This window comes from Pseudomonas sp. LS-2 (assembly GCF_003605735.1).
Lineage (GTDB): Bacteria > Pseudomonadota > Gammaproteobacteria > Pseudomonadales > Pseudomonadaceae > Aquipseudomonas.
Genome location: NZ_QXTJ01000039.1, coordinates 112,007 through 137,733 on the forward strand (window position 1 = coordinate 112,007; position 25,727 = coordinate 137,733).

22 protein-coding genes are annotated in these 25,727 nt (G+C 60.4%); 15 read left to right on the top strand and 7 right to left on the bottom strand.

Features of this window, described 5'->3' with window-relative positions; all coding sequences use genetic code 11:
* Positions 1 to 23: 23 nt before the first annotated feature.
* The 12 genes from D3M70_RS21830 to D3M70_RS21885 all read left to right on the top strand — a co-directional run bounded on the left by D3M70_RS21830 (position 24) and on the right by D3M70_RS21885 (position 15,327).
* A complete protein-coding gene (locus D3M70_RS21830) occupies positions 24 to 1,838 on the top strand; it encodes a protein-disulfide reductase DsbD (protein WP_120127719.1) in 1,815 nt (604 codons plus the stop codon).
* A gap of 164 nt (positions 1,839 to 2,002) precedes the next feature.
* The gene (gene aroQ, locus D3M70_RS21835) at positions 2,003 to 2,455 is read left to right on the top strand and encodes a type II 3-dehydroquinate dehydratase (protein ID WP_074751988.1); all 453 of its coding nucleotides are present in this window, start codon (positions 2,003 to 2,005) and stop codon (positions 2,453 to 2,455) included.
* Between the two features lie 80 nt (positions 2,456 to 2,535).
* Positions 2,536 to 2,994 (top strand): acetyl-CoA carboxylase biotin carboxyl carrier protein, encoded by a 459-nt coding sequence (accB, locus tag D3M70_RS21840; RefSeq protein ID WP_120127720.1) that lies wholly within the window; start codon positions 2,536 to 2,538, stop codon positions 2,992 to 2,994.
* Positions 2,995 to 3,011: 17 nt separating this feature from the next.
* Positions 3,012 to 4,361, top strand: coding sequence for an acetyl-CoA carboxylase biotin carboxylase subunit (gene accC, locus D3M70_RS21845; RefSeq protein WP_120127721.1), 1,350 nt, complete (start codon positions 3,012 to 3,014; stop codon positions 4,359 to 4,361).
* Between the two features lie 342 nt (positions 4,362 to 4,703).
* Entirely contained in the window at positions 4,704 to 5,582 is an 879-nt protein-coding gene (gene prmA, locus D3M70_RS21850) for a 50S ribosomal protein L11 methyltransferase (protein WP_120127722.1), read from the top strand.
* A gap of 45 nt (positions 5,583 to 5,627) precedes the next feature.
* Complete coding sequence (locus D3M70_RS21855) at positions 5,628 to 6,995, top strand: DUF3426 domain-containing protein (protein WP_120127723.1); 1,368 nt, start codon at positions 5,628 to 5,630, stop codon at positions 6,993 to 6,995.
* Between the two features lie 295 nt (positions 6,996 to 7,290).
* On the top strand, positions 7,291 to 8,304 hold the full coding sequence (gene dusB, locus D3M70_RS21860; RefSeq protein WP_120127724.1) for a tRNA dihydrouridine synthase DusB: 1,014 nt from the start codon (positions 7,291 to 7,293) through the stop codon (positions 8,302 to 8,304).
* Positions 8,301 to 8,621 (top strand): DNA-binding transcriptional regulator Fis, encoded by a 321-nt coding sequence (gene fis, locus D3M70_RS21865; protein ID WP_007907419.1) that lies wholly within the window; start codon positions 8,301 to 8,303, stop codon positions 8,619 to 8,621. Before dusB ends, fis begins: the two co-directional genes overlap by 4 nt.
* Positions 8,622 to 8,692: 71 nt before the next feature.
* The gene (gene purH / locus D3M70_RS21870) at positions 8,693 to 10,300 is read left to right on the top strand and encodes a bifunctional phosphoribosylaminoimidazolecarboxamide formyltransferase/IMP cyclohydrolase (protein WP_120127725.1); all 1,608 of its coding nucleotides are present in this window, start codon (positions 8,693 to 8,695) and stop codon (positions 10,298 to 10,300) included.
* 181 nt (positions 10,301 to 10,481) lie between these two features.
* The gene (purD, locus tag D3M70_RS21875; protein WP_120128389.1) at positions 10,482 to 11,777 is read left to right on the top strand and encodes a phosphoribosylamine--glycine ligase; all 1,296 of its coding nucleotides are present in this window, start codon (positions 10,482 to 10,484) and stop codon (positions 11,775 to 11,777) included.
* A gap of 92 nt (positions 11,778 to 11,869) precedes the next feature.
* Positions 11,870 to 14,665, top strand: coding sequence for a hybrid sensor histidine kinase/response regulator (locus tag D3M70_RS21880; protein WP_120127726.1), 2,796 nt, complete (start codon positions 11,870 to 11,872; stop codon positions 14,663 to 14,665).
* A gap of 65 nt (positions 14,666 to 14,730) precedes the next feature.
* Positions 14,731 to 15,327 (top strand): MarC family protein, encoded by a 597-nt coding sequence (locus D3M70_RS21885; RefSeq protein WP_120127727.1) that lies wholly within the window; start codon positions 14,731 to 14,733, stop codon positions 15,325 to 15,327.
* A gap of 9 nt (positions 15,328 to 15,336) precedes the next feature.
* On the opposite strand, the gene D3M70_RS21890 is transcribed toward D3M70_RS21885, so the two are convergent.
* The 7 genes from D3M70_RS21890 to cobG all read right to left on the bottom strand — a co-directional run bounded on the left by D3M70_RS21890 (position 15,337) and on the right by cobG (position 22,281).
* Positions 15,337 to 15,975 carry a hypothetical protein gene (locus tag D3M70_RS21890; protein WP_120127728.1) on the bottom strand — a complete coding sequence of 213 codons (639 nt, stop codon included), beginning with the start codon at positions 15,973 to 15,975 and terminating at the stop codon, positions 15,337 to 15,339.
* Positions 15,972 to 16,676, bottom strand: a complete 705-nt coding sequence (locus D3M70_RS21895; RefSeq protein ID WP_120127729.1) for a hypothetical protein — start codon at positions 16,674 to 16,676, stop codon at positions 15,972 to 15,974. Before D3M70_RS21895 ends, D3M70_RS21890 begins: the two co-directional genes overlap by 4 nt.
* Before the next feature lie 48 nt (positions 16,677 to 16,724).
* The gene (locus D3M70_RS21900; protein WP_256659951.1) at positions 16,725 to 17,528 is read right to left on the bottom strand and encodes a hypothetical protein; all 804 of its coding nucleotides are present in this window, start codon (positions 17,526 to 17,528) and stop codon (positions 16,725 to 16,727) included.
* 338 nt (positions 17,529 to 17,866) lie between these two features.
* Positions 17,867 to 19,579, bottom strand: a complete 1,713-nt coding sequence (gene cobJ, locus D3M70_RS21905) for a precorrin-3B C(17)-methyltransferase (protein ID WP_120127730.1) — start codon at positions 19,577 to 19,579, stop codon at positions 17,867 to 17,869.
* Complete coding sequence (locus tag D3M70_RS21910; RefSeq protein WP_375233011.1) at positions 19,579 to 20,313, bottom strand: precorrin-2 C(20)-methyltransferase; 735 nt, start codon at positions 20,311 to 20,313, stop codon at positions 19,579 to 19,581. The genes cobJ and D3M70_RS21910 overlap by 1 nt, the downstream gene beginning before the upstream one ends.
* A complete protein-coding gene (locus D3M70_RS21915) occupies positions 20,310 to 20,936 on the bottom strand; it encodes a precorrin-8X methylmutase (protein ID WP_120127731.1) in 627 nt (208 codons plus the stop codon). Before D3M70_RS21915 ends, D3M70_RS21910 begins: the two co-directional genes overlap by 4 nt.
* Positions 20,929 to 22,281: a precorrin-3B synthase gene (gene cobG, locus D3M70_RS21920; protein WP_256659952.1), complete on the bottom strand. Its 1,353-nt coding sequence runs from the start codon at positions 22,279 to 22,281 to the stop codon at positions 20,929 to 20,931. Before cobG ends, D3M70_RS21915 begins: the two co-directional genes overlap by 8 nt.
* 328 nt (positions 22,282 to 22,609) lie before the next feature.
* On the opposite strand from cobG, the gene cbiE reads away from it, so the two are divergent.
* Genes cbiE through D3M70_RS21935 form a run of 3 tightly spaced genes read left to right on the top strand, consistent with a single transcriptional unit; the run spans position 22,610 to position 25,640 of the window.
* The gene (cbiE, locus tag D3M70_RS21925) at positions 22,610 to 23,812 is read left to right on the top strand and encodes a precorrin-6y C5,15-methyltransferase (decarboxylating) subunit CbiE (protein ID WP_120127733.1); all 1,203 of its coding nucleotides are present in this window, start codon (positions 22,610 to 22,612) and stop codon (positions 23,810 to 23,812) included.
* Complete coding sequence (locus tag D3M70_RS21930; RefSeq protein WP_120127734.1) at positions 23,812 to 24,909, top strand: cobalt-precorrin-5B (C(1))-methyltransferase; 1,098 nt, start codon at positions 23,812 to 23,814, stop codon at positions 24,907 to 24,909. Before cbiE ends, D3M70_RS21930 begins: the two co-directional genes overlap by 1 nt.
* A complete protein-coding gene (locus D3M70_RS21935; protein WP_120127735.1) occupies positions 24,906 to 25,640 on the top strand; it encodes a cobalt-precorrin-6A reductase in 735 nt (244 codons plus the stop codon). The genes D3M70_RS21930 and D3M70_RS21935 overlap by 4 nt, the downstream gene beginning before the upstream one ends.
* The last annotated feature ends 87 nt before the right edge of the window (positions 25,641 to 25,727 follow it).

The following is a 25,727-nucleotide window of genomic DNA, read 5'->3' on the forward strand; positions in this document are numbered from 1 at the left end:
GACCTTTGTGATGCGAGACCGCCATGCGCCGCCTGCTTTGTCTGATACTGCTGACGCTTGCCCTGCCCGCCTTCAGTGCGAGTCTGCTGGACAATCGGCCGGCTTCTACGTTGGGCGGATCGACACTGGGCGGCGCAGCCATCGACAACAGCAAGGACTTCCTGCCGGTTCGCCAGGCTTTCCAGCTGAACCTGATCGACACGTCGCCCGAATCGATCAAGCTGCAGTTTGTCGCCACCGAGGGCTATTACCTGTATCGACATCGCTTCCAGTTCCGTACCGAGCCTGCCGACGTCGGACTGGGCGCTGCGCAACTGCCCGACGGCGAAAAAAAGCACGACGAATACTTCGGTGATGTCGAGGTGTATCACGGCATTCTCGACGTCAATCTGCCGCGCAAGTCCGGTGATACACGCCCTTTCACACTGGTGGTCACCTATCAAGGCTGCGCCGACAAAGGCCTGTGCTATCCGCCGGAAACCGAGCGGTTGAGCATTGGCGGTAGTGGTTCCTCGAGAACCGATGCAGCCGATGCCGCCTTGGGATCAACGGAAAGCAAAACCCCCTTGAGCTGGAAACAACTGGCGCTGTTCTTCCTCGCAGGCGTCGGACTGACCTTCACCCCCTGCGTACTGCCGATGCTGCCCATTCTTTCCGGCGTGGTGCTGCGCGGGCAGATTGGAGGGCTACGCGGCTTCTCGCTGTCGCTGGCCTACGTGTTGCCGATGGCCATCTGTTTTGCGGCGCTCGGCGCGCTGATGGGCATGTTCGGCGCCAGTCTCAACTTGCAGGCGCGACTGCAGTCGGCTTGGGTGCTCGTGCCGTTTTCGTTGTTCTTCGTGGTGTTCGCCATTGCGATGTTCGGTGCTTTTGAACTGCGCCTGCCGCGAGCACTGAATGACCGGCTCGACCGCATTGCCGGCAACACTCAAGGCGGATCTCTGTGGGGCGCGGCGGTACTGGGCGTCGTTTCAAGCCTGCTTGTTTCGCCCTGTGTTTCCGCGCCATTGGCCGGAGCGCTGCTTTATATAAGCGCCAGCGGGGACGCCATCGGCGGTGCGCTGAAGCTGTTCGCGCTGGGGCTTGGAATGGGCGCTCCGCTGGTCGTGGTGGCCACGGGCGGCGCCGCCTGGCTGCCGAAAAGCGGGCCGTGGCTGGTCACGGTCAAGAATGCGATTGGCGTATTGCTCCTGGGCTTGGCGATCGGTCTGCTCAGCCGCGTCATTCCGGGACAAGCCACCCTTGTGCTGATCGGCCTGTTGTGGGCGGGAGTCGCATTGTTCCTCGGCGCACTGGAGTTCACGCAGAAGACCACGCGCGCTCGGCTCGCCCAACTGCTCGGTCTGTTTCTGTTGGTCTACGCTCTTTCCTGCTGGTATGGCGCATTCAGCGGCCAGACAGACCCGTTGCGTCCTTTGGGCCGGACACAAACCACGCAGATGGCCAGTGAAAGCGACGGCAAGCCCACGGAGCAATGGCAGACAGTGACCCAGCCCACCGAACTCGATCGCATCCTCGCGCAAGCCAAAGAAACCGCTCAACCGGTGCTCGTCGACTGGTATGCGGACTGGTGCATCAGTTGCAAAGTCATCGAGCATGAAGTGTTGCCCGATCCTGAAATTGTCAGCCAACTCAAAGGGTTTCGCCTGATTCGCTTCGACATGACCGACAGCACCCCGCAACAGCGCGCGTTGCTGGATCGGTACAAATTGTTCGGGCCTCCGGCGTTGCTGTTTTTCGGAAAAGACGGGAACGAGCTGACAAATGCCCGGGTCGTCGGCGAAATCGACGTGGAAGGCTTCTCCGAGCGCCTTTCTAGAGCAAATGACCAAATTTAGCGTCTTAGTCACAAACTTTGCGCGAACATCGGACATCGTGCTGAACATTGTCGATATCTGGGTCGGTAACTGGACAGTCCATTGCGCTTTCCGGCATAGTCGCTGCGCATTCACCGGTCGCCCCCGATACGGGCGTCGACAACGCACACAACAAGGAACACACGATGGCGACTTTTCTGGTTCTTCACGGACCTAACCTGAACCTGCTGGGCACCCGCGAACCGGGAATCTATGGCTCGATCACGTTGGCCGATATCAACCAGGACCTGGAAAAGCGCGCGCGCGAAGCCGGCCACCATCTGATGTACCTGCAAAGCAATGCCGAATACGAGTTGATCGACCGCATCCACGCTGCGCGCGATGAAGGCGTGGATTTCATCCTGATCAATCCGGCTGCTTTTACTCACACAAGTGTCGCAATACGTGACGCATTGCTGGGAGTGAGCATCCCATTCATCGAAGTGCACCTGTCGAACGTGCACAAGCGCGAACCTTTCCGCCATCACTCCTACTTTTCAGATGTCGCTGTGGGAGTGATCTGCGGCCTTGGCGCCAGCGGATACCGACTGGCCCTGGAGGCTGCCCTGGAACAACTGGCCACCCGTTCGAAGGCGTGAGCGGCGCAGTTTCGTACTGAGCCACACAGCCTGAACCGGCTACCGAATACCCCTGACCGTCCTTTGGGAGTTGATGATTAATGGATATCCGTAAAGTCAAGAAACTGATCGAATTGCTGGAAGAGTCCGGCATCGACGAACTGGAAATCCGTGAAGGCGAAGAGTCCGTACGAATCAGCCGTCACAGCAAGACTCCAGCGCAGCAGTACTACGCACCGGCTCCAATGGCCGCGCCGGCCGCACCTGCTCCAGCTGCCGCACCCATTGCCGCTGCAGCAGAAGCCCCTTCGGCACCGAAGCTCAATGGCACCGTCGTCAAATCGCCAATGGTCGGTACTTTCTACCGCACTCCGGCGCCTGGTTCGCCAGCGTTCGTCGAAGTCGGCAAGACCGTCAAGAAAGGCGACACCATTTGCATCGTTGAAGCGATGAAAATGATGAACCACATCGAAGCTGAGGTCAGCGGCGTCATCGAATCCATCCTGGTAGAAAACGGTCAGCCGGTTGAGTACGACCAGCCGCTGTTCACCATCGTTTGAACCGGGGAGAGCCTGCGATGTTGGAAAAAGTCCTGATCGCCAACCGCGGCGAAATCGCCTTGCGCATCTTGCGTGCCTGTAAAGAACTGGGCATCAAGACCGTTGCGGTACATTCCACGGCAGACCGTGAGCTGATGCACCTGGGCCTGGCAGACGAAACCGTCTGCATCGGTCCTGCGCCAGCGAACCTGTCGTACCTGAACATCCCGGCCATCATTTCGGCTGCCGAGCTGACCGGCGCCACGGCGATTCACCCAGGCTACGGTTTCCTCGCGGAAAACGCCGACTTCGCCGAACAGGTCGAGAAATCCGGTTTTGCATTCATCGGCCCGAAAGCTGAAACCATCCGCCTGATGGGCGACAAGGTTTCCGCCAAGGACGCCATGAAGCTGGCCAGCGTGCCGACGGTTCCGGGTTCTGACGGCCCGCTGCCGGAAGACGAAGAAACCGCGCTGCGCATTGGCCGTGAAGTCGGCTACCCGGTGATCATCAAGGCCGCTGGCGGCGGCGGTGGTCGCGGCATGCGCGTGGTGCACAAGGAAGAAGACCTGATCGAAGCCGCCAAGCAGACCCGCGCCGAAGCGGCTGCCTGGTTCAGCAACCCGATGGTCTACCTGGAAAAGTACCTGACCAACCCACGTCACGTGGAAGTCCAGGTCATTTCCGACGGCCAGGGTAATGCCATCCACCTCGGCGACCGCGACTGCTCGCTGCAGCGTCGTCACCAGAAGGTTCTGGAAGAAGCACCGGCGCCGTTCATCGATGAAAAAGCCCGTCAAGACGTGTTCGCCGCGTGCGTCAAAGCCTGCGTGGACATCGGCTACCGTGGCGCAGGCACCTTCGAGTTCCTGTACGAAAACGGCCGTTTCTACTTCATCGAGATGAACACGCGTGTTCAGGTAGAGCACCCGGTTTCGGAAATGGTCACCGGTATCGACATCGTCAAGGAGATGCTCAGCATCGCCGCTGGCAACAAGCTGTCGTTTACCCAGGACGACGTGAAGATCCACGGCCACGCGCTGGAATGCCGGATCAACGCCGAAGACCCGAAAACCTTCGTCCCGAGCCCAGGCCTGGTGAAGCACTTCCACGCACCGGGGGGCAACGGCGTTCGCGTCGATTCCCACCTGTACAGCGGTTACAAGGTTCCGTCGAACTACGACTCACTGATCGGCAAGCTGATCACCTGGGGCGCTACTCGCGACGAAGCCATGGCCCGCATGCGCAACGCGCTGGACGAAATCGTGGTCGACGGGATCAAGACCAACATCCCGCTGCACCGTGACCTGACCCGCGATGAAGGCTTCTGCGAAGGCGGCGTCAACATCCACTACCTGGAACACAAACTGGCCGGTGACAAACACTGATTCCCCAGTAAGTGCTACAGACCCACAAAGCCGCTTTCGAGCGGCTTTGTTGTTTTCCGAAGGTTCCACCGATTCGCTTCTGCCCGGAGGGCGTGGGAGTTTGGCTTGCCGACGATCGGCTGCACAGCAGTCGTGGAATGAGTTTTCCCGAATGAGCCTGACCCGCCGCTCATAGCGTTTGCGGCCGGTTCCCGGCCAATCGTCAGCAAGCTGGACTTCTACGGCCTGCGGCCAGAATCAGACGCAATACCCTCTTTGTTGTTTCTCCCCGAACCCCGTAAACTTGCCCGTCTCTAGCGGTGTCGTGCCGCCTGTCATTTTTTAATTCGAAGGTAATCCGCCATGCCTTGGCTGCAAGTCCGTCTCGCCATCAGCCCAGAACAAGCCGAAACCTACGAAGACGCACTTCTTGAAGTCGGCGCCGTATCCGTGACCTTCATGGATGCTGAAGACCAGCCGATCTTCGAGCCGGAACTGAACACCACGCCCCTGTGGTCACACACCCACCTGCTGGCCCTGTTCGAAGCCGACACCAATGCCGATCATGTGCTCGCCCACCTGAAACTGCTGACCGGCGCTGAATTGCCTGAGCACATGCATGAAGTGATCGAAGACCAGGACTGGGAACGCAGCTGGATGGATAACTTCCAGCCAATGCGTTTCGGCAAGCGCTTGTGGATCGTGCCAAGCTGGCACGCGGCCCCTGAGCCTGATGCCGTGAACTTGCTGCTCGATCCGGGTCTGGCGTTCGGCACCGGCACACATCCGACCACCGCGTTGTGCCTGGAGTGGCTGGACGGTCAGGATCTGAGCGACTGCAACGTACTCGATTTCGGTTGCGGTTCGGGCATCCTCGCCATCGCGGCATTGCTGCTGGGCGCCCGTCACGCAGTCGGCACCGATATCGATGTGCAGGCGCTGGAAGCTTCGCGCGACAACGCCGGGCGCAACAACGTGCCGGCAGACAAATTCCCGCTTTACTTGCCAGAAGACCTGCCAAAAGAACCTGCCGATGTATTGGTGGCTAATATTCTGGCCGGACCTCTGGTTTCGCTGGCACCTCAGTTGGCGAGCCTGGTCAAACCCGGTGGACGCCTCGCCCTGTCCGGCATCCTGGCCGAGCAAGGCGATGAAGTGGCTGGCGCCTACGCCGATGCATTCGATCTGGACCCGATCGCCAATCGTGATGGCTGGGTGCGGATCACCGGCCGTCGACGCTGATACCTGCCGCAAACCTTTAGGCGCTCGCTAATCCCGGATACTCGCATGACCGACAGCTTCGTCACCCAGTGCCCACACTGCCAGACCCGTTTCCGCGTCAGCCACACCCAACTGAGCGTCGCTCGAGGCATGGTTCGCTGCGGCTCCTGCCTGCAGGTGTTCAATGCTGCGAAACAACTGCTGGAGCAGAGCGCCGGGGCCAAGGCCGCACAATCCGGGCCTGCGCAGCAAGCAACGCCCGAGCTGATCGAGCCCAGGCCCGAGATCCTTGCGCCGCAGTCTGTTGCGATCACCGAGCCTGCGCCCTTGCCAGTCAAGCGCGAGGATCGAACCGTCGACCTCAACAGCCTGGACCTCGACGATCTGGACGTAGAACTGGCCCGACTTGAACAGCGGGAAATCCAGCTATCCAAATCGTTTGGTCACGCCGGTCATCCCCGCGATCGGGATGAAGTCGAATCTTTCAGCGCACGTCGTGACGAGCCGGAAATCGCGACCGAACAATGGGATAAAGGTCTGAGTCATGACGATGTCAGTCGGCTGCCGGAGTTGCGCGCCGAAGTCATCGACGAACACGATCCGCACGAGGCGCTTGACGAGCCGTCTGTCGGCGACGAGCTCGACCCGCACGACCACCATCGGACCGAGCCTTCGGTTTCGCTGGCAACAGACGACTTCGACGATGAATCGCCCAAGGCCCACCGCCTGCACGCCGACGCCGATCCTGACGAACAACACGCCGACGAACGCTTCTCGGCGCTGGATGGCGATGACGATGATCGCCACCACGACAGTCACGATGAAGCCGTGAAGGACGAACAGCCGCAACCGAACGGCAAGCGCGGTCGCAACGAACCGGCCTTGCGCGATGAAGCCCTGCTGGACCTGATGGACGATCCGCTGCAGCTCGCCTGGCAAAAACCCAAGCCGCGCTGGGGGCGGCGGATGTTGTGGTTGATTCTGGCCGTGATCGCACTGGGCGCGCTGATCGGCCAGTATCTCTGGTACCACTTCGATGAACTTGCACGGCAGGACCAGTATCGGCCGTACTTTCAGGAGCTGTGCCCGCAATTAGGCTGCAAGGTGCCCTCCAGGGTCGACATCAAATTGCTCAAGAGCAGCAATCTGGTGGTGCGCAGTCATCCCGAGTTTCAGGGCGCCCTGATCGTCGATGCCATCATCTATAACCGTGCTTCGTTCTCACAGCCATTTCCCCTCCTGGAACTGCGATTCGCCGACGCCAATGGTCAGTTGATTGCCAGTCGTCGGTTCAAGCCCGGCGAGTACCTCAGCGGGGAACTCGCCGGTAAGGACGAAATGCCGCCACAGACGCCTATTCACATCGCGCTGGACATTCTGGATCCTGGTCCGAAGGCGGTGAATTACAGTTTGAGTTTCCGTTCGCCGGAGTAAACTCCAAGGCGGGCAGTCCTGGAACCAGCCGCCTTGCACCGCACGACGTCGCAGCGCGCAACGGGCGAAAAACCGACGACAGTTTTATGACAGCGCGTACTCGAACCTAACCGTTCGCGATAAGAACGTAACTGTTCAGATTTTATCCAATTCAGCCTTTATCCGGTCATCGAGAGCGGGTATCATGCCCACCCTTTTTCATACTCTGGGTCCCGTCTGAAGAGCCGCTGCGCCGTTTTCGGTAGCACTTTTCGGACCAGACCTCGTGATTCGGCCCCACAACAGGTCACCCCCTATGTCGGCGGTACGCATCGGCCCATATACATTGCAGAACGGCTTGATCCTCGCCCCCATGGCGGGCGTCACCGACCAGCCCTTCCGGCAGCTTTGTCGCCAACTCGGCGCAGGCCTGGTGGTTTCGGAAATGGTCACCAGTGACATGAGCCTGTGGAACAGCCGTAAATCGCGGTTGCGCATGATTCACGAAGGCGATCCCGAGCCTCGCTCGGTGCAGATCGCCGGTGGTGACCCGCAGATGCTTGCGGACGCAGCACGCGCCAACGTCGAACTTGGCGCACAGATCATCGATATCAACATGGGCTGTCCGGCAAAGAAGGTCTGCAACAAGGCCGCTGGCTCTGCGCTGTTGAGAGATGAACAGTTGGTGACCCAAATCCTGCACGCGGTGGTTGCGGCGGTCGATGTGCCGGTCACCCTCAAGATTCGTACCGGCTGGGACCGGGAGAGCAAGAACGGCCTGACAGTCGCCAGAATCGCCGAGCAAGCGGGTATTCAGGCATTGGCGGTACATGGCCGGACCCGCGCGGATCTCTACACCGGCGAAGCCGAGTACGACACGATCGCTGCCATCAAGCAGGCGGTGTCGATTCCGGTCTTCGCCAATGGCGACATCGATTCACCGGAAAAAGCCCGGCACGTGTTGAACGCGACCGGTGCCGATGGACTGTTGATTGGCCGGGCCGCTCAAGGGCGCCCATGGATTTTTCGCGAGATAGAACACTACCTGCGCACCGGGGAAAAACTCCCTGCGCTCGCGCTGGCTGAAGTGGAACGCATTCTGCTAGAGCATCTGGCCGCGCTTCACACGTTCTATGGCGACGTGATGGGCGTGCGGATTGCCCGAAAACACGTCGGCTGGTATCTCGCAACCTTGCCGGGCGCCAAGGAGTTTCGCGCCCTTTTCAATCGTTTGGAAGATACGGAAGCACAGTGCGCCAACGTTCGGGAGTTCTTTGCCGAACGCGATAAAAGCCCGGAAGCAGGGAACGAACAAGAGGTGGCCGCATGACGATGATGACAGAGACTTTAGTGAGTGGAACAACACCCGTGAGCGACAACGTCAATTTGAAACAGCACCTCAACACGCCGAGCGAAGAGGGTCAGACCCTGCGCGGAAGCGTAGAAAAGGCGCTGCACAATTATTTCGCCCACCTGGAAGGTGCTGCAGTCACTGATGTCTACAACCTGGTGCTCTCGGAGGTCGAAGCTCCGTTGCTCGAATGCGTGATGAACTACGTCAAGGGCAACCAGACCAAGGCTTCCGAGCTGCTGGGATTGAACCGTGGCACCCTGCGCAAGAAACTCAAGCAGTACGACCTGCTGTAAGCATCCCCAAACAAAGCGACCTCAGTTACCTGCGGTCGTTTTTTTTGCTGAACCTTTTGATGGAAGTTGAGATGACCGACCAGACTACCCGCCTGCCGATCCGCCGCGCCTTGATCAGCGTTTCCGACAAGACCGGGATCCTTGAATTCGCCCGTGAACTCGAAGCGCTGGGCGTCGAGATTCTCTCCACCGGCGGTACGTTCAAGCTGCTCAAGGACAACGGCGTCGCAGCGGTAGAAGTCGCGGATTACACCGGCTTCGCAGAAATGATGGACGGCCGGGTCAAGACCCTGCACCCGAAAATCCACGGCGGTATCCTGGGCCGTCGCGGCACCGACGACGCGATCATGGCCGAGCACGGCATCAAGCCGATCGACCTGGTTGCGGTCAACCTCTACCCGTTCGAAGCGACCGTTTCCAAACCAGGCTGCGACCTGCCGACCGCCATCGAAAACATCGATATCGGTGGCCCGACCATGGTTCGTTCGGCTGCCAAGAACCACAAGGACGTGGCCATCGTGGTCAACGCCAGCGACTACAGCCAGGTGCTGGAAAGCCTCAAGGCCGGCGGCCTGACGTACGCACAGCGTTTCGACCTGATGCTCAAGGCCTTCGAACACACCGCGGCCTACGACGGCATGATCGCCAACTATCTGGGCAGCGTTGACCAGAGTGCCGAAACCCTGAGCACTGAAGGTCGCAGCGAATTCCCGCGCACCTTCAACACCCAGTTCGTCAAAGCCCAGGAAATGCGCTACGGCGAAAACCCGCACCAGAGTGCGGCGTTCTACGTCGAGACCAAACCGGCCGAAGTCGGCATCGCCACCGCCACCCAGCTGCAAGGCAAAGAACTCTCCTACAACAACGTGGCCGACACCGACGCCGCGCTGGAATGTGTGAAGAGCTTCGTCAAGCCAGCCTGCGTCATCGTCAAACACGCCAACCCGTGCGGCGTCGCCGTCAGTCCGGACGCCGAAGGCGGCATCCGTCAGGCCTACGAACTGGCCTACGCTACTGACAGCGAGTCGGCATTCGGCGGCATCATCGCCTTTAACCGTGAACTGGACGCCGAGACCGCCAAGGCCATCGTCGAGCGTCAGTTCGTGGAAGTGATCATCGCTCCAAGCGTCAGTGCCGAAGCGCAGGCCATCGTCGCCAGCAAAGCCAACGTGCGACTGCTGACCAGCGGCCAGTGGGCTGCCGAGCGCGCACCGGCGTGGGACTACAAACGTGTCAACGGCGGTCTGCTGGTGCAGAGCCGCGACATCGGCATGATCACTGCCGACGACCTGAAAGTCGTGACCAAGCGTGCTCCGAGCGAACAGGAAATCAACGACCTGATCTTCGCCTGGAAAGTCGCCAAGTACGTTAAATCCAACGCCATCGTCTACGCCAAAAACCGCCAGACCATCGGTGTCGGCGCCGGCCAGATGAGCCGCGTTAACTCGGCGCGCATCGCCGCCATCAAGGCCGAGCATGCTGGCCTGCAGGTCGCCGGCTCGGTGATGGCATCGGATGCGTTCTTCCCGTTCCGCGACGGTCTGGACAACGCTGCCAAGGTCGGTATCACCGCGGTGATTCAGCCAGGCGGTTCGATGCGTGATGCTGAAGTTATTGCAGCCGCCGATGAGGCTGGTATTGCGATGGTGTTCACCGGAATGCGCCACTTCCGTCATTGATTCATCGGTGGGCTGACTCAGTCAGCCCTTGTAGCAGTCCGGCTTGCCGACGGTTGCGATCTCACTGACGCCACCGCCGGCAAGCCGGACTGCTACAGACACAACGCAGCATCATGGATGCAGCGGCATGGCGCTCAGCGCCAGCGACACTCACAGAATTAGCGTCATCGAGGTTTTTGAAATGAATGTTTTGATCATCGGCAGCGGTGGCCGTGAACACGCTCTGGCCTGGAAGGTCGCGCAGGATCCGCGCGTCCAGAAGGTCTTCGTTGCACCAGGCAACGCCGGTACCGCCATCGAAGCCAAATGCGAGAACGTTGCCATCGACGTGCTGGCCCTTGAGCAGTTGGCCGATTTCGCCGAAAAGAACGTTGCCCTGACCATCGTCGGCCCGGAAGTTCCTCTGGTTGCCGGTGTGGTTGACCTGTTTCGCTCCCGAGGCCTGGACTGCTTCGGTCCGACCAAAGGCGCTGCCCAACTGGAAGGCTCCAAGGCCTTCACCAAGGATTTTCTAGCTCGCCACAAAATCCCGACCGCCGATTATCAGAACTTCACCGAGATCGAGCCTGCGCTGACGTATCTGCGCGAGAAAGGCGCACCGATCGTGATCAAGGCCGATGGCCTGGCCGCCGGTAAAGGCGTGATCGTCGCCATGACCCTCGAAGAAGCGGAAGAAGCCGTACGTGACATGCTCGCGGGCAACGCCTTCGGCGACGCGGGTTCTCGCGTCGTGATCGAAGAGTTCCTCGACGGCGAAGAAGCCAGTTTCATCGTCATGGTCGACGGCAAGAATGTTCTGCCGATGGCGACCAGTCAGGACCACAAACGTGTCGGCGACGGCGACAGCGGCCCGAACACCGGTGGCATGGGGGCCTACTCCCCGGCGCCCGTGGTCACCGCCGACGTGCATCAGCGCGTCATGGATCAGGTGATATGGCCGACCGTCAGAGGCATGGCCGAGGAAGGCAACATTTATACCGGCTTCCTCTATGCTGGTCTCATGATCGACAAGGCGGGTAACCCCAAGGTCATCGAGTTCAACTGCCGTTTCGGTGACCCGGAAACCCAGCCGGTGATGCTGCGTCTGCAATCGAGCCTGGTGTTGCTGGTCGAGGCCGCTTTGGCACACGCTCTGGATAAAGTGGAAGCCCAATGGGATCCGCGTCCGAGCCTGGGCATCGTGCTGGCAGCTGGCGGCTATCCCGCCGACTACGCCAAAGGCGATGCGATCAACGGTCTGGACGCTGCTGCGGCCTTGCCGGGTAAAGTCTTCCACGCCGGTACTGCGCTGAAGGACGGTGAGGTCGTGACATCGGGCGGTCGTGTTCTGTGTGCCACCGCGCTGGGTGACAGCGTAGGTGATGCACAGAAGCACGCGTACGAACTGGCTGCAAAAATTGACTGGAAAGGCTGTTTCTACCGCAAGGACATTGGCTATCGTGCCATTGCCCGGGAACGCGGCGAACATCTGGAGTAAGTCTGGAACCGGCTGATTCTCCTCCTGGAGGATTGGCCGATCATCCGGTGCCGCCCAGAGTCAACTGGCTTCATTCACGAAGGGATTTCGCCGTGCGCTGGCTCAGGATTGCCACTTGTTTGATCATCGCCATGATGACCCTGCTCTGTGTCCCTACGGCATCTGCCGAGGTCAGCGCAGGATGGTCGACCCTTGTCGACGATCAGGCCAATCTGCAACTCAGCGATATCCGCTCCCCTCGTTACGACACCCAGTTCAGCCCGGTCGAACTCGACAAGGTTCGCGCCACCAGTCGCGACTCCGCGCTCTGGCTGCACTACCGCCTGGCCCCGACCGATCATGAACAACTGGTGCGCATCTTCGCACCGGATCTGGCTACCGTGGACATGTACGTCCTCGATGGCGAAACACTGATCGACCATTCTCGCTCCGGGAACAAGGTGCCGCGCGCTTCACAGCCGCTGCCCTCTATCGACTTTCTGCTGCCGGTGCCCCAGAGCGCCAAACCGCTGGACCTGTACCTGCGTCTGAAATCCGAACAGGAACTACGCCCCAACATCTCCCTGGAATCGGCCGTCTCCAGCGCGGCCGATGAGCGCCGACCATTGCTGCTCGGGCTGTTCTTCGGCTCGCTGTTCATGCTGATCGTGCAGAATATCACCCGCTTCGCTCAATCACGCTCGGTCAGCAGTCTCTGGCTGGCGGCGTGCGAGGCGTTCCTTGGTCTGAGTGCCCTGCTGCTGCTCAACCTGCAGGCGCCATTGCTTCCGCATTGGCACCTCGCTCAAACCCCAAGCGCTCATTTGGCATTGCTCCTGGCAGCAGCGACAGGCCTGATGTTCACGTATTGCTTCTTCGTGCAGCGCGGCATCGAAGTGCTCAACCGCCTCCTGATGAGCATCCTGTTGATCGTAGGGTTTGGCGCCCTGCTGGTGCTGTTCGTTGACACACTGCCGCTGAACATCCTGACCTTCCTGCTAGTAGCCCTTGCCACGCTGACCATTACCCTGGTGTCGATCTATCATCTGCAAAAGGGTTACGCCCCTGCGCGCCCTTTCGTGATCGCGATGATCGTGTTCAACCTTGGCAATCTGGTGATCTTGCCTGCCATGCTCTGGCTGACGACGGTCCCGGCGCAAACCCTGATCAGCGCAGTGATGGGCATGTTCTGCCTGTGCGGCCTGCTGATGAGCATTGCCCTGAGCGAACGGCATCGCAGCATCACCGAAGACAACTTCAGCATCAGCCGGGAACTGGCCGCCAGCACCGCCGAGATCAACGCCAAGGCCGAGTTCCTTGCCAAGATCAGCCATGAGATCCGCACGCCCATGAACGGGGTTCTGGGCATGACCGAACTGCTGCTGGGCACGCCGCTTTCGGTCAAGCAACGCGACTACGTGCAAACGATTCACAGCGCCGGCAACGAGCTGCTGACGCTGATCAACGAGATCCTCGACATCACCAAGCTGGAGTCCGGGCAGATCGAACTGGATGATGTGCAGTTCGACCTCAATGCCATGATCGAAGACTGCCTGAGTATCTTTCGCGCCAAGGCCGAGCAGCAAAGCGTCGAGCTGATCAGTTTCATCCAGCCGCAGGTGCCACGCGTCATCAGCGGCGACCCTACCCGCCTGCGACAGACCCTGCTCAGCCTGCTTGAGAACGCCTTAAAGAAGACCGACGAGGGCGAGATTCTGTTGGTCGTCGCCCTCGACTCCCGCGGCGGCAAACCGCGACTGCGTATCGCCGTGCAAGACAGCGGCACACCGCTGACCGCCAAGGAGCGCGACGCCCTGCTGCACGCTGAACTGCACAGCAAGAATTTCCTGGCCGCAAGCAAGGTGGGCGGTCACTTGGGTCTGGTGATCGCGCGCCAACTGATCCTGTTGATGAACGGCGAGTTTGGCATTCAGAGCGGCAGCAATCAGGGCAGCACGCTGTGGCTCAGCCTGCCGCTGGATCCCGAGCGCGTGGAGCAACCACCCTCTGATCTCGACAGCCCGCTCAAGGGCGCGCGCGTACTGGTGGTGGACGACAACGACACCTGCCGCAAGGTGCTGGTCCAGCAATGCAGCGCCTGGGGGCTGAACGTCAGCGCCGTGCCCTCCGGCAAGGAAGCGCTGGCCCTGCTGCGCACCAAGGCGCACCTGCGCGACTACTTCGATATCGTGCTGCTGGACCAGAACATGCCCGGCATGACGGGCATGCAACTGGCCGCAAAGATCAAGGAAGACCCAAGCCTCAATCACGACATTCTGTTGATCATGCTCACCGGTATCAGCAACGCGCCGAGCAAGGTCATTGCGCGTAACGCCGGGGTCAAACGCATCCTCGCCAAGCCCGTGGCGGGTTATACCTTGAAGACCACGCTGGCCGACGAACTGAACCAGCGCAACAAGGGTCAGGCGCCGTTTCCTGCGTCGCCTGCGATCAACGCTGAAGTCAACGTCCCCAACGATTTCCGCATTCTGGTCGCCGAAGACAACAGCATTTCCACCAAGGTCATTCGTGGCATGCTTGGCAAGCTCAACCTGCAACCGGATACCGCCAGCAACGGTGAGGAAGCGCTACGAGCCATGAAAGCGCAGCGTTACGACCTGGTGTTGATGGACTGTGAAATGCCGATCCTGGATGGTTTCTCCGCGACCCAGCAATTGCGTGCCTGGGAAGTGGGCAGCCAGCGCGCGCGCACGCCGGTCGTGGCGCTCACCGCGCACATTCTGGCTGAACACAAGGACCGTGCTCGCCAATCCGGCATGGACGGTCATATGTCAAAACCTGTCGAGCTGTCGCAGTTACGCGAGCTGGTGGAGTACTGGGTCGAACAGCGGGCGCGTAATCAATCCGGCGTCCAAACGGACGATCAGGACCGCTATCAGCAAAACTGATCCTGCGCCCTCTGCGCCGCCTGATAGACTTGCCCCGTCCGAGTCTGCCGCCACGAGCTCAAACCATGCTACATGTGCTGTTCAGCGTTTATCTGAAGATGCTGGTGCTTTATAGCCCGTTCTTCGTCCTGTCGTGTTTCATCAGTCTGAGCCGCGGTTACTCGCGCAAGGAACGCCGTTATCTGGCGTGGAAGATCGCCTTCGCGACGCTGGTTTCCAGCGTATTGCTGTATCTGTTCGGTCGGGTGATCTTCGGGGTTTTCGGCATCACTGCCGATGCCTTCCGCATTGGTGCCGGCAGCGTGCTGTTCATTTCCGCGCTCGGCATGGCGCAGGGAAAATCCGGCGTACAAACCGACAACGTTCAGCAGGACATCGCTATCGTTCCTCTGACCATTCCCATCACCGTCGGCCCAGGGACCATCGGTGCATTGCTGGTCATGGGGGTCAGCCAGCCTCACTGGGACGATAAACTCACCGCGATTCTGAGTATTGCCCTGGCCAGCTTCACCGTTGGCGTGGTGCTGTATCTGTCCAATAGCATCGAGCGCATTTTGGGTGAACAGGGCTTGCAGATCGTCAGTCGCTTGATGGGGCTGTTTGTCTGTGCTCTGGCAGCACAGATCATCTTCACAGGCATCAAGGGCTATCTGGTAACTTGAGCCGTACCGTCAGAGGCTGAATGTCTCGATGGACTGCTCGGCAGCCTCGCCGAGTTCCCGTTTGATCCTGGCGCGGTGACCGGCGTATGCATCACGATCAAAGCGATAAGCGCCGCCGCTGATGCGTAGCACCATGTCCGGTGAAGCCTGCGTCCAGAAATCGAAGTCCCTGATGCTCACTTCCCCGCTGAGCTGAATGCCGGAGACCAGCACGATCAACTCCCCGTCATCGCTCATCAGGCACGGCACGACCTGAAAGCGGGCGAAGTCACCCTGACCACTCCCGCTTTCGAAGAAGTACCTGGCCGATTGTTGAACCTTCAATGCTCGCAACGACGCAACGGCTTGCCTGGCAAGGTCGCTAGCCCCCGTCGCCCGAATGACCTCGAATGTGATGTTTTCCAACGCGTTAGCACTGGTGATCACGATGGGTTGATGAATGATGGCGCAGGATTTAATGCAACCTCGCTGCTCCAGCCCCTTGCCATATCGATAAGTCCAGTAGGAAAAATTGGCCTCCCGACTGACCTGTCCTGCGAGTCGATCCACCCTCAGCAGGCAGTCGACCATATCCTCACGATCCTGTTGAGCTACATCAGCCGAAAAGGACACCAGACTGTTACCTACAAGTGCACCCGACCGTTTCATGGCTTGCCTCCTTGCAATGCACAACTATGTTCTGAACGCTTCTGTGCCAACGCGTCTTGCACCCCAGCGCGTAGTTGCGAGTACACCCTCTCCATCAGTTGCATCGAGTAGAAGCGCATTTCGATGTTGCCGACGACGCTCTCTGGTGCCAGAGGCTGAAACAGTAAATCTGGCTCGAGGGGTTTTCGACAGGTCAGCGTCAGCGCCGCGACCATGAGTTCGGATGACGCCCCAAGCATGCCGATCTGGATCACGACCTTCTGGTGACGCTGCAGCAGTTTGTGTTCGACTTGGGGTACTGGCTGCAGTACCTGCCGAGCGAACAGAGCGTTTGCTCGCGGATCTGGACAGTCGAGCAATGACCTTCTCGCCAGCGACTGGCTTTCAGCGAGCAAAGCGGCCGACATGAACGGCGGCAGCTTTTCGGCAAGCCACTCCCAGATCGACCCGTCCAATCTCTCGCTCGCAGGCAGACTCAAGGTCTCGCTGGTCTCCAGTGCATACCCGAACCTGACCAGCGCATCCCGCCAGGTGTCGTTCCACTGCACGGATGCGCTGAAACGGTCATGCTTTTTGCTCGCGGCCAGTTGCGTGTAAAGAATGCAATCGGCAGTGTCTTTTCTGAGCTGCTCCGGGCATTCGCGATGCATGAAGAGCAGGCAACCCGCATTGACCTGCCCTTCCAGGCTTTCTTGATTCACAACGACCTCCCAAGTGAAAAGGGACGCCAGGCGCCCCTTTGTCACTCCTTAGATATCGAACTCTGCGATGGCGGATTGGGCGTTACTGCTCAAGCGTTTCTGGATGAGCTCTCGATGCCCCGCGTACAGACGCGTGTTCAGAACCAGATTGTCTTCGCCTCTAAAGGTTTTGACATCAGCACTGACCCACTCCCAAAACAACACATCGGTGACACGGGAGGAGGTCTGGAAGTTGACAGCCCCCATCGCCAGGTTGACCGTGCCGTCGTCAGCCTCGGCGCAGGTACCGATACGAAAGCTTGCACCGTTGTGAGATTTGGTCTGACGCTCGAAAAGGCCCAGTGGCTTTTCCTGCGCGGAAAGGGCTTTTACCGCTTCTCCAGCGACCTTGAGCATCGCGACGGAAGCAGGGCCTGGCAATGCAGCGGCGGCAATCGCCGAAGCGAGAATCTCCAGACCCACTTGCTCCATGGTAAATGTCTTGTCTCTCGACTGGTGGCGCTCGTAACTCCAGCTCGACGAAAGCCAACCCACCTTCGACAACACATTGTAGAAACTGGCGTACCACTCGGGGCTGTGTGTTTCAGGATTGAAGGCCTTGTTCGCCACCAGGGTCGCGAACAGGAAGGAATCCATGATGTCTTCTCGGTTTTGCCGCGATACCCCACCGGTAAAGGTCAACAGGCTACTGCCGACGACCGCGGCGCCTGCTGACTCGGAGACCAGCGTCCTCCAGCTTGAAGCGTCGATGTTTCGGGTTTGCTGGATCAATGGACGGGAACAGTCCGCCAGCTCAACCTCGGCGATAAAAGTCCGTACATCGTTTTCACGCCTGCCTATTTCAAAATTCATTTCGATTACTCCCTTAAACAAGTCATGTCCTTCATGGACCCAACCGAGAATAACGAAAATCGAAGGCGGGAAAATGGGCGTCTAACGAGCGCCGGATGTGACGGGCAAAACGCCGTTCCTACAAAGCCTTCCAGAGATAACGATGAAGTAGCGCATCGAAACTCGCTATTTAGCTGGCCTGCCAGAAGAAGAACGAAAGAGACCACTTCGACCGTCGCTCGGCAAAGACACCTTCCTCAAGACAGTCAGGAAATTTCAAACCAGGCGTGGAGATGAATTCCATCAATGCCCAGATGATTCCAACACAGGTGGCCGAACCTTCAATCAACCCTGCCTACTTATTTCTCAGGTTTCTCGCCATACCAGCGCGGCGTGTAAACCCACTGACGGCCATCGGCTCGGTCGAATACACAGGTAGTAGACGACCCGATGAGAACCATGGTCCGCATGTCGACCTGCTCCGGCGTCAAGTCGCCAAGAGTGGTGACGCGCAGGGTCTGCCCCGGCCGACCGATGTCACGACCCAGCGTCACGGGGGTTTGGGGGCCACGATGCTGGCGAACGATTTCCAGTGCTCGTCCCAGTTGCCAGGGGCGTGAACGGGAAATCGGGTTGTAGAACGCTAGCGCGAGGTCGGCCTGGCCAGCCAGATCCAGACGCTTTTCAATGAGGCCCCACGGCTTGAGATTGTCCGAAAGGGACATCAAGCAGAAGTCGTGGCCCAACGGCGCGCCCGCTTGCGCCGCAGTCGCCAGCGACGCCGAAACACCGGGCAGGATTTCCAGATCGACAGCGTGCCAATGAGCATTATCGGAATCGTGCAGCGCTTCCAGCACTGCCGCTGCCATCGCAAACACGCCGGGATCGCCCGACGAAACCACCACCACCGAACGTCCCTGAGCGGCCAGCTCGAATGCATGGCGAGCGCGCTGCATCTCTTCGCGATTGTCAGTGCAGTGCAGCACTTGATCAGCGCGGAACGGACCCGCCATGCGCACGTAGGTTTCGTAACCGAGTACGTCGTTGGCGCGAGCGAGCTCGGTTTTTACAGCTGGAATCATGAACGCTGTAGCACCAGGACCGAGGCCGACCACGGCCAGACGTCCGCGAGCGCGGCCGATACGGTCGATATCCAGCGGCCCGGGTGCCACGGCGATAGCGACGCCATCCACCGGGCTGATTGGTGGCAACAGTTGCGGGAGCACCTGCTGCGCCATATCAATCGCCGAGGCCTGCGAGGTGAAACGCACTGACACCCCAAGGTCCGTTGCAGCCGCGTGAAGCGCAGGATTCGCCATATCGGTTTCGCTGGCGAGCAGACAGGCCAGCGACTGCGAGGCAATGCGCGAATCATGCAGCGCAGCTCTGACGACATCGGCAACGTTGGCGATTGACGCATCGACCGCCACGAGCACATTGCGCGGATAGATCAGCAATTCGTTGGCCGACGGCTCGCGCTCGGCATAGCCCACGTGAATGGCCAGTTGAGCGCGATCATCTTCAGGCAACTGCGCTTGAGCAAGCCAGGGCGCGGAGCCTTCGATCCGTACGCTCTCGCCGGACAACAGATCTGAAACGAAACGCTTGCCCAGTTCCAGATCGCCCAGCGCGTAGCCGGAAGGAGGATTGAGCAGGCATGTCCCGAAACGCAGTTCACCGCTGGTGGTAATGGCCGCCGCGGTGTTCAGGCCGGCAGCGATTTCCCGGGCCATGACATTCACCCCGCCCAACCCGCCCAGCAGTGGCACCACGGCACTGCCGTCTTCGGCCACGGCCAGTACGGGTGGCTCGGCGCCCTTCTCCAGCAACACCGAGGCGAGGGTTCGAATCACGATGCCCGCCGCACACAGAGCGATGATCGGGGTGTCCTGCTGATACAACAGCCGCAGGGTCGCGCCAAACTCCGCATAGCTGCGGTCAGCACCTTCCACACGTTCAGCCAACCCGTGAATCAGCGCGTCCGGGTACATCTGCTGTATGCGTTTTGCCGTCGCCAGCGCACCGTTGCCGAGAATGACGATGGCCGGCGCCTTGATGTTCGAAGCGCCCATCAGCCTTGCCACCTTTCACCAGGAACGATGATCAACGAGAAGTACGGCGAAGACATGGGATCGACCTCGGCCAAGGGCACGATTTTCTGATTGCTCATGGTGGCCCGTTCGACATACAGCGCTCGTTCGGCCAGACCGGTGTCAACCAGCACCTGTCGTACCTTCGGCAGGTTGCGACCCAACTTCATGATCACGGCGGCGTCGGCGTCGATCAGCTTGCGCTTCAGTTCGTCCGATGAAAGCACGCCCGACAGCACCGAGAGGCTCTGGTTGCGATACACCAGAGGAGCGCCCAACACTGAAGCCCCGCCCAGCATCGAGCAGACTCCCGGCACCACTTCAGCGTCGTAGCGGCCGGCGAGCCGATCATGCAGATACATATAGGAGCCATAGAAGAACGGATCGCCTTCGCAGATGACCGCAACATCGCGTCCTGCGTCCAGATGCGCAGCGACATCAACGCTGGCGGTGTCGTAGAAATCACTGATGATCTGCTCGTAGGACATTGGCGCCGGCAGGGCTTCTGTGGTCACCGGGTACACCAGCGGCATCAGGGTCTGCGCCTCTTGCAGGTGCGCCTCGATAATGCCGAAGGCGTTACCCTTCTTGCCCTTGGCGACGAAATACGCCACTACCGGCGATTCGCGCAGCAGACGCAGCGCCTTGACGGTGATCAGCTCAGGATCACCGGGGCCCACACCCAGACCGATGAGACGACCGCGAACCTGCATCATTCGACCTCCGTGGCGAGGGCATTGACCGCAGCCGCTGCCATGGCGCTGCCACCACGACGCCCTTGCATGATCACGTAAGGCACGCCGCGACTGTCAGCGGCGAGCATGTCCTTGGATTCGGCGGCCCCCACGAAACCCACCGGAAAGCCCAGAATCAATGCCGGTTTCGGCGCACCGGCGTCGATCATTTCCAGCAGATAGAACAGCGCAGTAGGCGCGTTGCCGATGACCACCACGGCGCCTTCCAGATGTGGACGCCACAACTCCAGCGCCGCTGCCGAACGGGTGTTGCCCAACTCACGGGCAAGCTCGGGTACGCCTTCGCTCTTCAGGGTGCAGATCACCTGATTGTTGGCAGGCAGACGAGCACGGGTCACGCCCTCAGCAACCATGTGCGCGTCACACAGGATCGGTGCCCCCGCTGCCAGCGCCTTGCGCCCGGCTGCACCGGCGCCCGGGGAGAAACGCAGCCCATCGACCGCGTCGACCATGCCGCAGGCGTGGATCACGCGCACGGCGAGTTTTTCCAGGTCGGCCGGGATGCTGTCGAGGTTGGCCTCGGCGCGAATGATCGCGAAGGAGTTGCGATAAATCTCCTGGCCGTCGCGGATGTAATCAATCATCGGTGTAGCTCCGTGAGTCGGCGGTCAACAACGCACCAACTGCTTCAATAGTGAGGTCACGTCCACGCAACTCGCCGAAACCCGGCTGATCGGCGTGGCGAATATACAGGTTGTAACGGCTGGTAGAGACCGCAAGCAGTGTGATCGGCGCCACGTGAGCGGCGGCGCAGGAACGGTCGCAGCCGGAAAGGTGAACAGGCTGACTGACCCCGTGTTTCTGCAGATAGGCGGCCAGTTGCAACGCGTCCGCTTTGGTGTCGGCCTGGCCTTTTCCACAGGCAGCGGAGCCGGTACAGGCGATCATCTGCGAGAGGGCCTGGTCGGCATCACACAGCAGGCCCGCCGCTTGCAGCCCATCGAGGGCAACAGCAGATCGTTCGGCGGGGACGTTGCGCAGCATCAGGCTTTGCCAAGGGGTCATTGCCAGCTCACCGTCGCCGATGTCCAGCGACAGCTGCGCCACTCTGCGCAGCGTCGACGGATCGAGACGCCCCAGAGGCACAACCCCTCCGACGCAGGTAAGCCCCGGCCGAGCCAGTGGGTAAAGACCGACATGGGCATTCGCCTGAATCGGCGACCGACGCCAGGTGGTGATTTTCTGATCAATTTTCAGCGGCACCGATAAGCGTTCGCCAAGACAATCGAGAAATTGCGCCACTGGCATCTCCTGAAGCAGATGACGCATGCGTGTCTGTTCGGGTCGGGCATGTTCGAGGAACAGTTCAAGCACCCCGATCACCAGATCCAGTCCCGCATCCAGCGTTACGGCCGCGATTGGCGAATCATCCCCAGGGCACCCGGCCAGCCCAAACCCCAGCAGGACCTCGCCTTCCACCCTCAGCGCCGACAGCCAAAGGTCATGGGGGTGCTCAAGCATCGCCAGACCTTCGCCAGCATCCAGCGACAGGGCGAATTTGGGCGAGAGTTCGTGAAAACGGGGATGGCTTTCGAGGGTATGCAGAATGCGTTCTGCAAGGGGGCGAGCGTCGAACAGTTGCAGAGCATCGACACCGGCGCAGGGGCTGAGCATCAGGTTGCGTACATCGTCGCTGGCGGGATTCTTCGGACCCAGGCCCGCATTCAGCAGGGTCGCGATCAGTGCGTCATGGCTGGCGCCGATACCGCGGATCTGCAGGTTGCCCCGATTGGTCGCCTCGATCACGCCCCCTGCGAAGCGTTCGGCGGCAGCGGCTACGGCAAAAGCCTGATCGGCCGAAAGAACGCCACCTGGCAGCTTTATCCGACAGATTCCTCCGTCCAGCGCCGGGACGATGCGCAACAACCCCGGACAGGCCGAGGGGCGCAAAGGCGTAGCGAGCGGTCGAGCGGACAGCGGCTCGGTCAAGGGGTCACCAGGTGTAATCGGGGTCGGGAGAGCAGATGTGGGTGTCTGCAGGCGCCGTATTATGCCTGCTTTGGCGCGCGGCATGAAAAGACGCTCTGTCGGATGGAATGAAATGCAGTCGCGCAGCCGACGCTCTTTGGCAGCACGGCTTGCCGGCGGTGACGGTTTGGAGATAGCCACTGCCATCACCTCGAACGACTATATGCCCCCATGGACTGATGAGCAGTGCCGACGACGAGTCCGAACGAGCGCTGTATCATGCCGACCTTATCCACATCCACAGGTCGACTTATCGGCCTGTCGCAAGCATTGGGTCTGAGGGCAATACATGTCGCCGTGGCTGACAGTCGTGGGAATCGGTGAAGACGGCTACAAAGGGCTGGGCAGGAATGCCCGGCACGCGTTGTTGCAGGCCCGCCAGGTGTTCGGCAGTTCGCGCCAGCTCGATTTACTCCCGCCGTGCATCGGCGCTGAACGCCGCCAATGGCCGAGCCCCTTCTCATTGCAAGCTGTACTGGAACAGCGGGGCGAACCGGTCTGTGTGATTGCCAGCGGCGACCCCATGCTGTTCGGCGTGGGCGTGAGCCTGTCGCGTCAAGTGCCTGTCGAGCAGATGCGGGTAATTCCTGCACCGTCCTCTTATTCATTGGCGGCGGCACGGCTTGGCTGGGCGCTGCAGGATGTGGTCACGCTGTCCGTCGTCGCCCGCCCTCTGGCGGCTTTGAACGCGCAGTTGCATCACGGTCTGCGCCTGTTGGTGCTGAGCAACGATGGTAATAGCCCGGCGGCGATTGCGGCTTTGTTGCGTGAGCGGGGTTTCGGACTCAGCCACATGACTGTTCTGGAGCACCTGGGCGGTGCACTTGAGCGAAGAGTCGAAGGCATAGCCAATGAATGGTCCGACCCTGACATCGCGGCGTTGAACCTGGTTGCCATCGACTGCCGCGCCGCGCCAGGCACGCTCCTGTTATCGCCACTGGGCGGGTTACCCGATGAAGCCTTCCGCCATGACGGGCAACTGACCAAGCGCGACGTGCGGGCCATCACGCTCGCACGCCTCGCCCCGGTCCCCGGCGAGCTGTTGTGGGACGTCGGCGCGGGCTGTGGCTCCATCGGCATCGAATGGATGCGTGCGCACCCGACATGCCGGGCCCTGGCAATTGAATCCCACGAAGATCGCCAGCAGTTGATCGAACACAACCGCGACGCGCTCGGCGTGCCTGGTCTGCAACTGGTACGCGGCAGGGCGCCTGACGCACTGGAAGGTCTTGAGCAGCCCGACGCGATTTTCATCGGAGGGGGGGTAACCCGTGCTGGTGTGCTGGACACTTGCTGGCAGCGACTGCGTTCCGGCGGTCGGCTGGTGGCCAATGCCGTCACGCTGCAAAGCGAGGCGATGCTGGTCAACTGGCGTGAACAACACGGCGGCGACCTGACCCGCATTCATGTGGCCCACTCCAAACCCCTTGGTGAATTCGACACCTGGCGCCAGGCCCTGCCCATCACGTTGCTTGAAGCGACCAAGCCCTGATGCGCGAAGAGACCGCCGAACAACCCACCCCCCTGCGCAGCGGTTTGACCACCGGCAGCTGCGCAACGGCGACCTCATTGGCGGCAGCCCGGCTGCTGCTGACAGGCGAAGTCAACGACGCTATTGAAATCACCCTGCCCAAGGGCAAACAGGTGCAGATGCGTCTGGAGTTCTGCAGGCCCATCGAGGGTGGGGCTGAGGCAGGCACGATCAAGGATGCCGGTGACGATCCGGACGTCACTCATGGTGCGCTTCTGTACTCGCAAGTGCGTCTGATCACGGCGCCAGGCGTGCGCTTCGTCGCGGGCCCCGGCGTGGGCACCGTGACCCGTCCCGGCCTGGTGCTGGGCGTCGGAGAACCCGCCATCAATCCGGTTCCGCGTCGAATGATGAACGAGCACTTGACGCATCTGGCGAGCGAGCGCGGTTACACGGGAGGCTTTGAAGTCACGGTTTGCGTCGTTAACGGCAGCGAGCTGGCGCTCAAGACCATGAATCCACGTCTGGGCATCCTGGGTGGTTTATCCATTCTCGGCACCAGCGGCATCGTTCGTCCCTTTTCCTGCGCGGCGTACATCGCGTCGATTCATCAAGGCATCGACGTCGCGAAAACCAATGGTTATCGACACATCGCGGCCTGTACCGGGAATGCCAGCGAAGACACCATGCGCCGGGTGTACGAGCTGCCCGACATCGCCCTGATAGAAATGGGTGATTTCGTCGGTGCAGTGCTCAAGCATCTGCGCAAGGTGCCTGTGGATAAACTCAGCCTGTGCGGCGGTTTCGGCAAGATCAGCAAACTGGCGGCCGGGCATATGGATCTGCACAGTCGCCACTCCAGCATCAATCTGGAGCAACTGGCGCAATGGGCAGCAGAGGTTGGTGCCGACGCGCAACTGCAGCACAAGATTCGTGAAGCCAATACCAGTCAACAAGCATTGGCAATGGCCTCGGCAGTTGGCATCGCGCTTGGGAGTGCCGTCTGCCAACACGCGCTGGATTTCGCCCGCAGCGTGGTGCCTGCGCAGGTTCAAGTGGAGGTGTTCGCCATTGATCGCCAAGGCGGCATTGTCGGGCACGCGGGAGGCTTTGCTTGAGTCGAGAACGCATATTACTGCTCGGTGGCGTGACCGAAGCGCTGGCGATTGCCCGGACGCTGGACGCGCCACACATTTACAGCCTCGCGGGCGTCGGCAGGGTGCCCAGCGATTTGCGCTGTCATGTTCGCGTCGGCGGATACGGCGGCGCTGAGGGGCTGGCGCAGTTCGTACGCGAGCAAGGCATCGATCTGATTCTCGACGCGACCCACCCTTACGCGGCACAGATCAGCCAGAACGCCGCCGCTGCCGCAAAGCTGACCGACATTCCTTGCTGGGCATTGCGCAGACCCACCTGGCAGGCCGGGCCTGAAGACGACTGGCGCGAGGTGTCCGATTGGGCCCAACTGACCACCGCCCTCGCCCCCTTCCAGCGCCCGCTGTTCACCTTGGGCCGCGAGCCTTTGCAACACTTGCACGAGATCCCGGAACATCAGTTCTGGACTCTCCGCGCTCTGGACGTTTACCCCGGCAACAAACGCTGCGAAGTGATCGGCGCGCGCGGGCCGTTTCATCTTGATGATGAGCGTGAGCTGTTCGAACGCCGCAACATCGACGTGCTGATCAGCAAGAACAGCGGCAGCAGCGCCACCGAGCCGAAACTGGAAGTGGCGCGGGAACGGGGGGTACCGGTGCTGGTGCTGAAGCGGCCGGCCTTGGCGAAGGTAGATCGGGAGTTCTGGAGCGTCGGAGAGGTTTTGTCGCAGCTGCGGGTAAATTCTGCGCGCTAGCCAAACGTAAAGAGACGTCATCGACATTGCGTCGAAAGCTCCGATCGTCTTGATCTGCTTCGCCTGACATCGGAAAAGTATCCCAAG

Excerpts from the sequence above, each read along its gene's own strand:
- D3M70_RS21885 (WP_120127727.1), top strand. The coding sequence starts at position 14,731 with ATGCTACATGTGCTGTTCAGCGTTTATCTGAAGATGCTGGTGCTTTAT.
- cbiE (WP_120127733.1), top strand. The coding sequence starts at position 22,610 with ATGTCGCCGTGGCTGACAGTCGTGGGAATCGGTGAAGACGGCTACAAA.
- D3M70_RS21890 (WP_120127728.1), bottom strand. The coding sequence starts at position 15,975 with ATGAAACGGTCGGGTGCACTTGTAGGTAACAGTCTGGTGTCCTTTTCG.
- D3M70_RS21830 (WP_120127719.1), top strand. The coding sequence starts at position 24 with ATGCGCCGCCTGCTTTGTCTGATACTGCTGACGCTTGCCCTGCCCGCC.
- purH (WP_120127725.1), top strand. The coding sequence starts at position 8,693 with ATGACCGACCAGACTACCCGCCTGCCGATCCGCCGCGCCTTGATCAGC.
- dusB (WP_120127724.1), top strand. The coding sequence starts at position 7,291 with ATGTCGGCGGTACGCATCGGCCCATATACATTGCAGAACGGCTTGATC.
- accB (WP_120127720.1), top strand. The coding sequence starts at position 2,536 with ATGGATATCCGTAAAGTCAAGAAACTGATCGAATTGCTGGAAGAGTCC.
- D3M70_RS21930 (WP_120127734.1), top strand. The coding sequence starts at position 23,812 with ATGCGCGAAGAGACCGCCGAACAACCCACCCCCCTGCGCAGCGGTTTG.
- D3M70_RS21900 (WP_256659951.1), bottom strand. The coding sequence starts at position 17,528 with ATGAATTTTGAAATAGGCAGGCGTGAAAACGATGTACGGACTTTTATC.
- prmA (WP_120127722.1), top strand. The coding sequence starts at position 4,704 with ATGCCTTGGCTGCAAGTCCGTCTCGCCATCAGCCCAGAACAAGCCGAA.
- accC (WP_120127721.1), top strand. The coding sequence starts at position 3,012 with ATGTTGGAAAAAGTCCTGATCGCCAACCGCGGCGAAATCGCCTTGCGC.
- D3M70_RS21915 (WP_120127731.1), bottom strand. The coding sequence starts at position 20,936 with ATGATTGATTACATCCGCGACGGCCAGGAGATTTATCGCAACTCCTTC.
- D3M70_RS21855 (WP_120127723.1), top strand. The coding sequence starts at position 5,628 with ATGACCGACAGCTTCGTCACCCAGTGCCCACACTGCCAGACCCGTTTC.
- D3M70_RS21910 (WP_375233011.1), bottom strand. The coding sequence starts at position 20,313 with ATGATGCAGGTTCGCGGTCGTCTCATCGGTCTGGGTGTGGGCCCCGGT.
- fis (WP_007907419.1), top strand. The coding sequence starts at position 8,301 with ATGACGATGATGACAGAGACTTTAGTGAGTGGAACAACACCCGTGAGC.
- purD (WP_120128389.1), top strand. The coding sequence starts at position 10,482 with ATGAATGTTTTGATCATCGGCAGCGGTGGCCGTGAACACGCTCTGGCC.
- cobJ (WP_120127730.1), bottom strand. The coding sequence starts at position 19,579 with ATGGGCGCTTCGAACATCAAGGCGCCGGCCATCGTCATTCTCGGCAAC.
- aroQ (WP_074751988.1), top strand. The coding sequence starts at position 2,003 with ATGGCGACTTTTCTGGTTCTTCACGGACCTAACCTGAACCTGCTGGGC.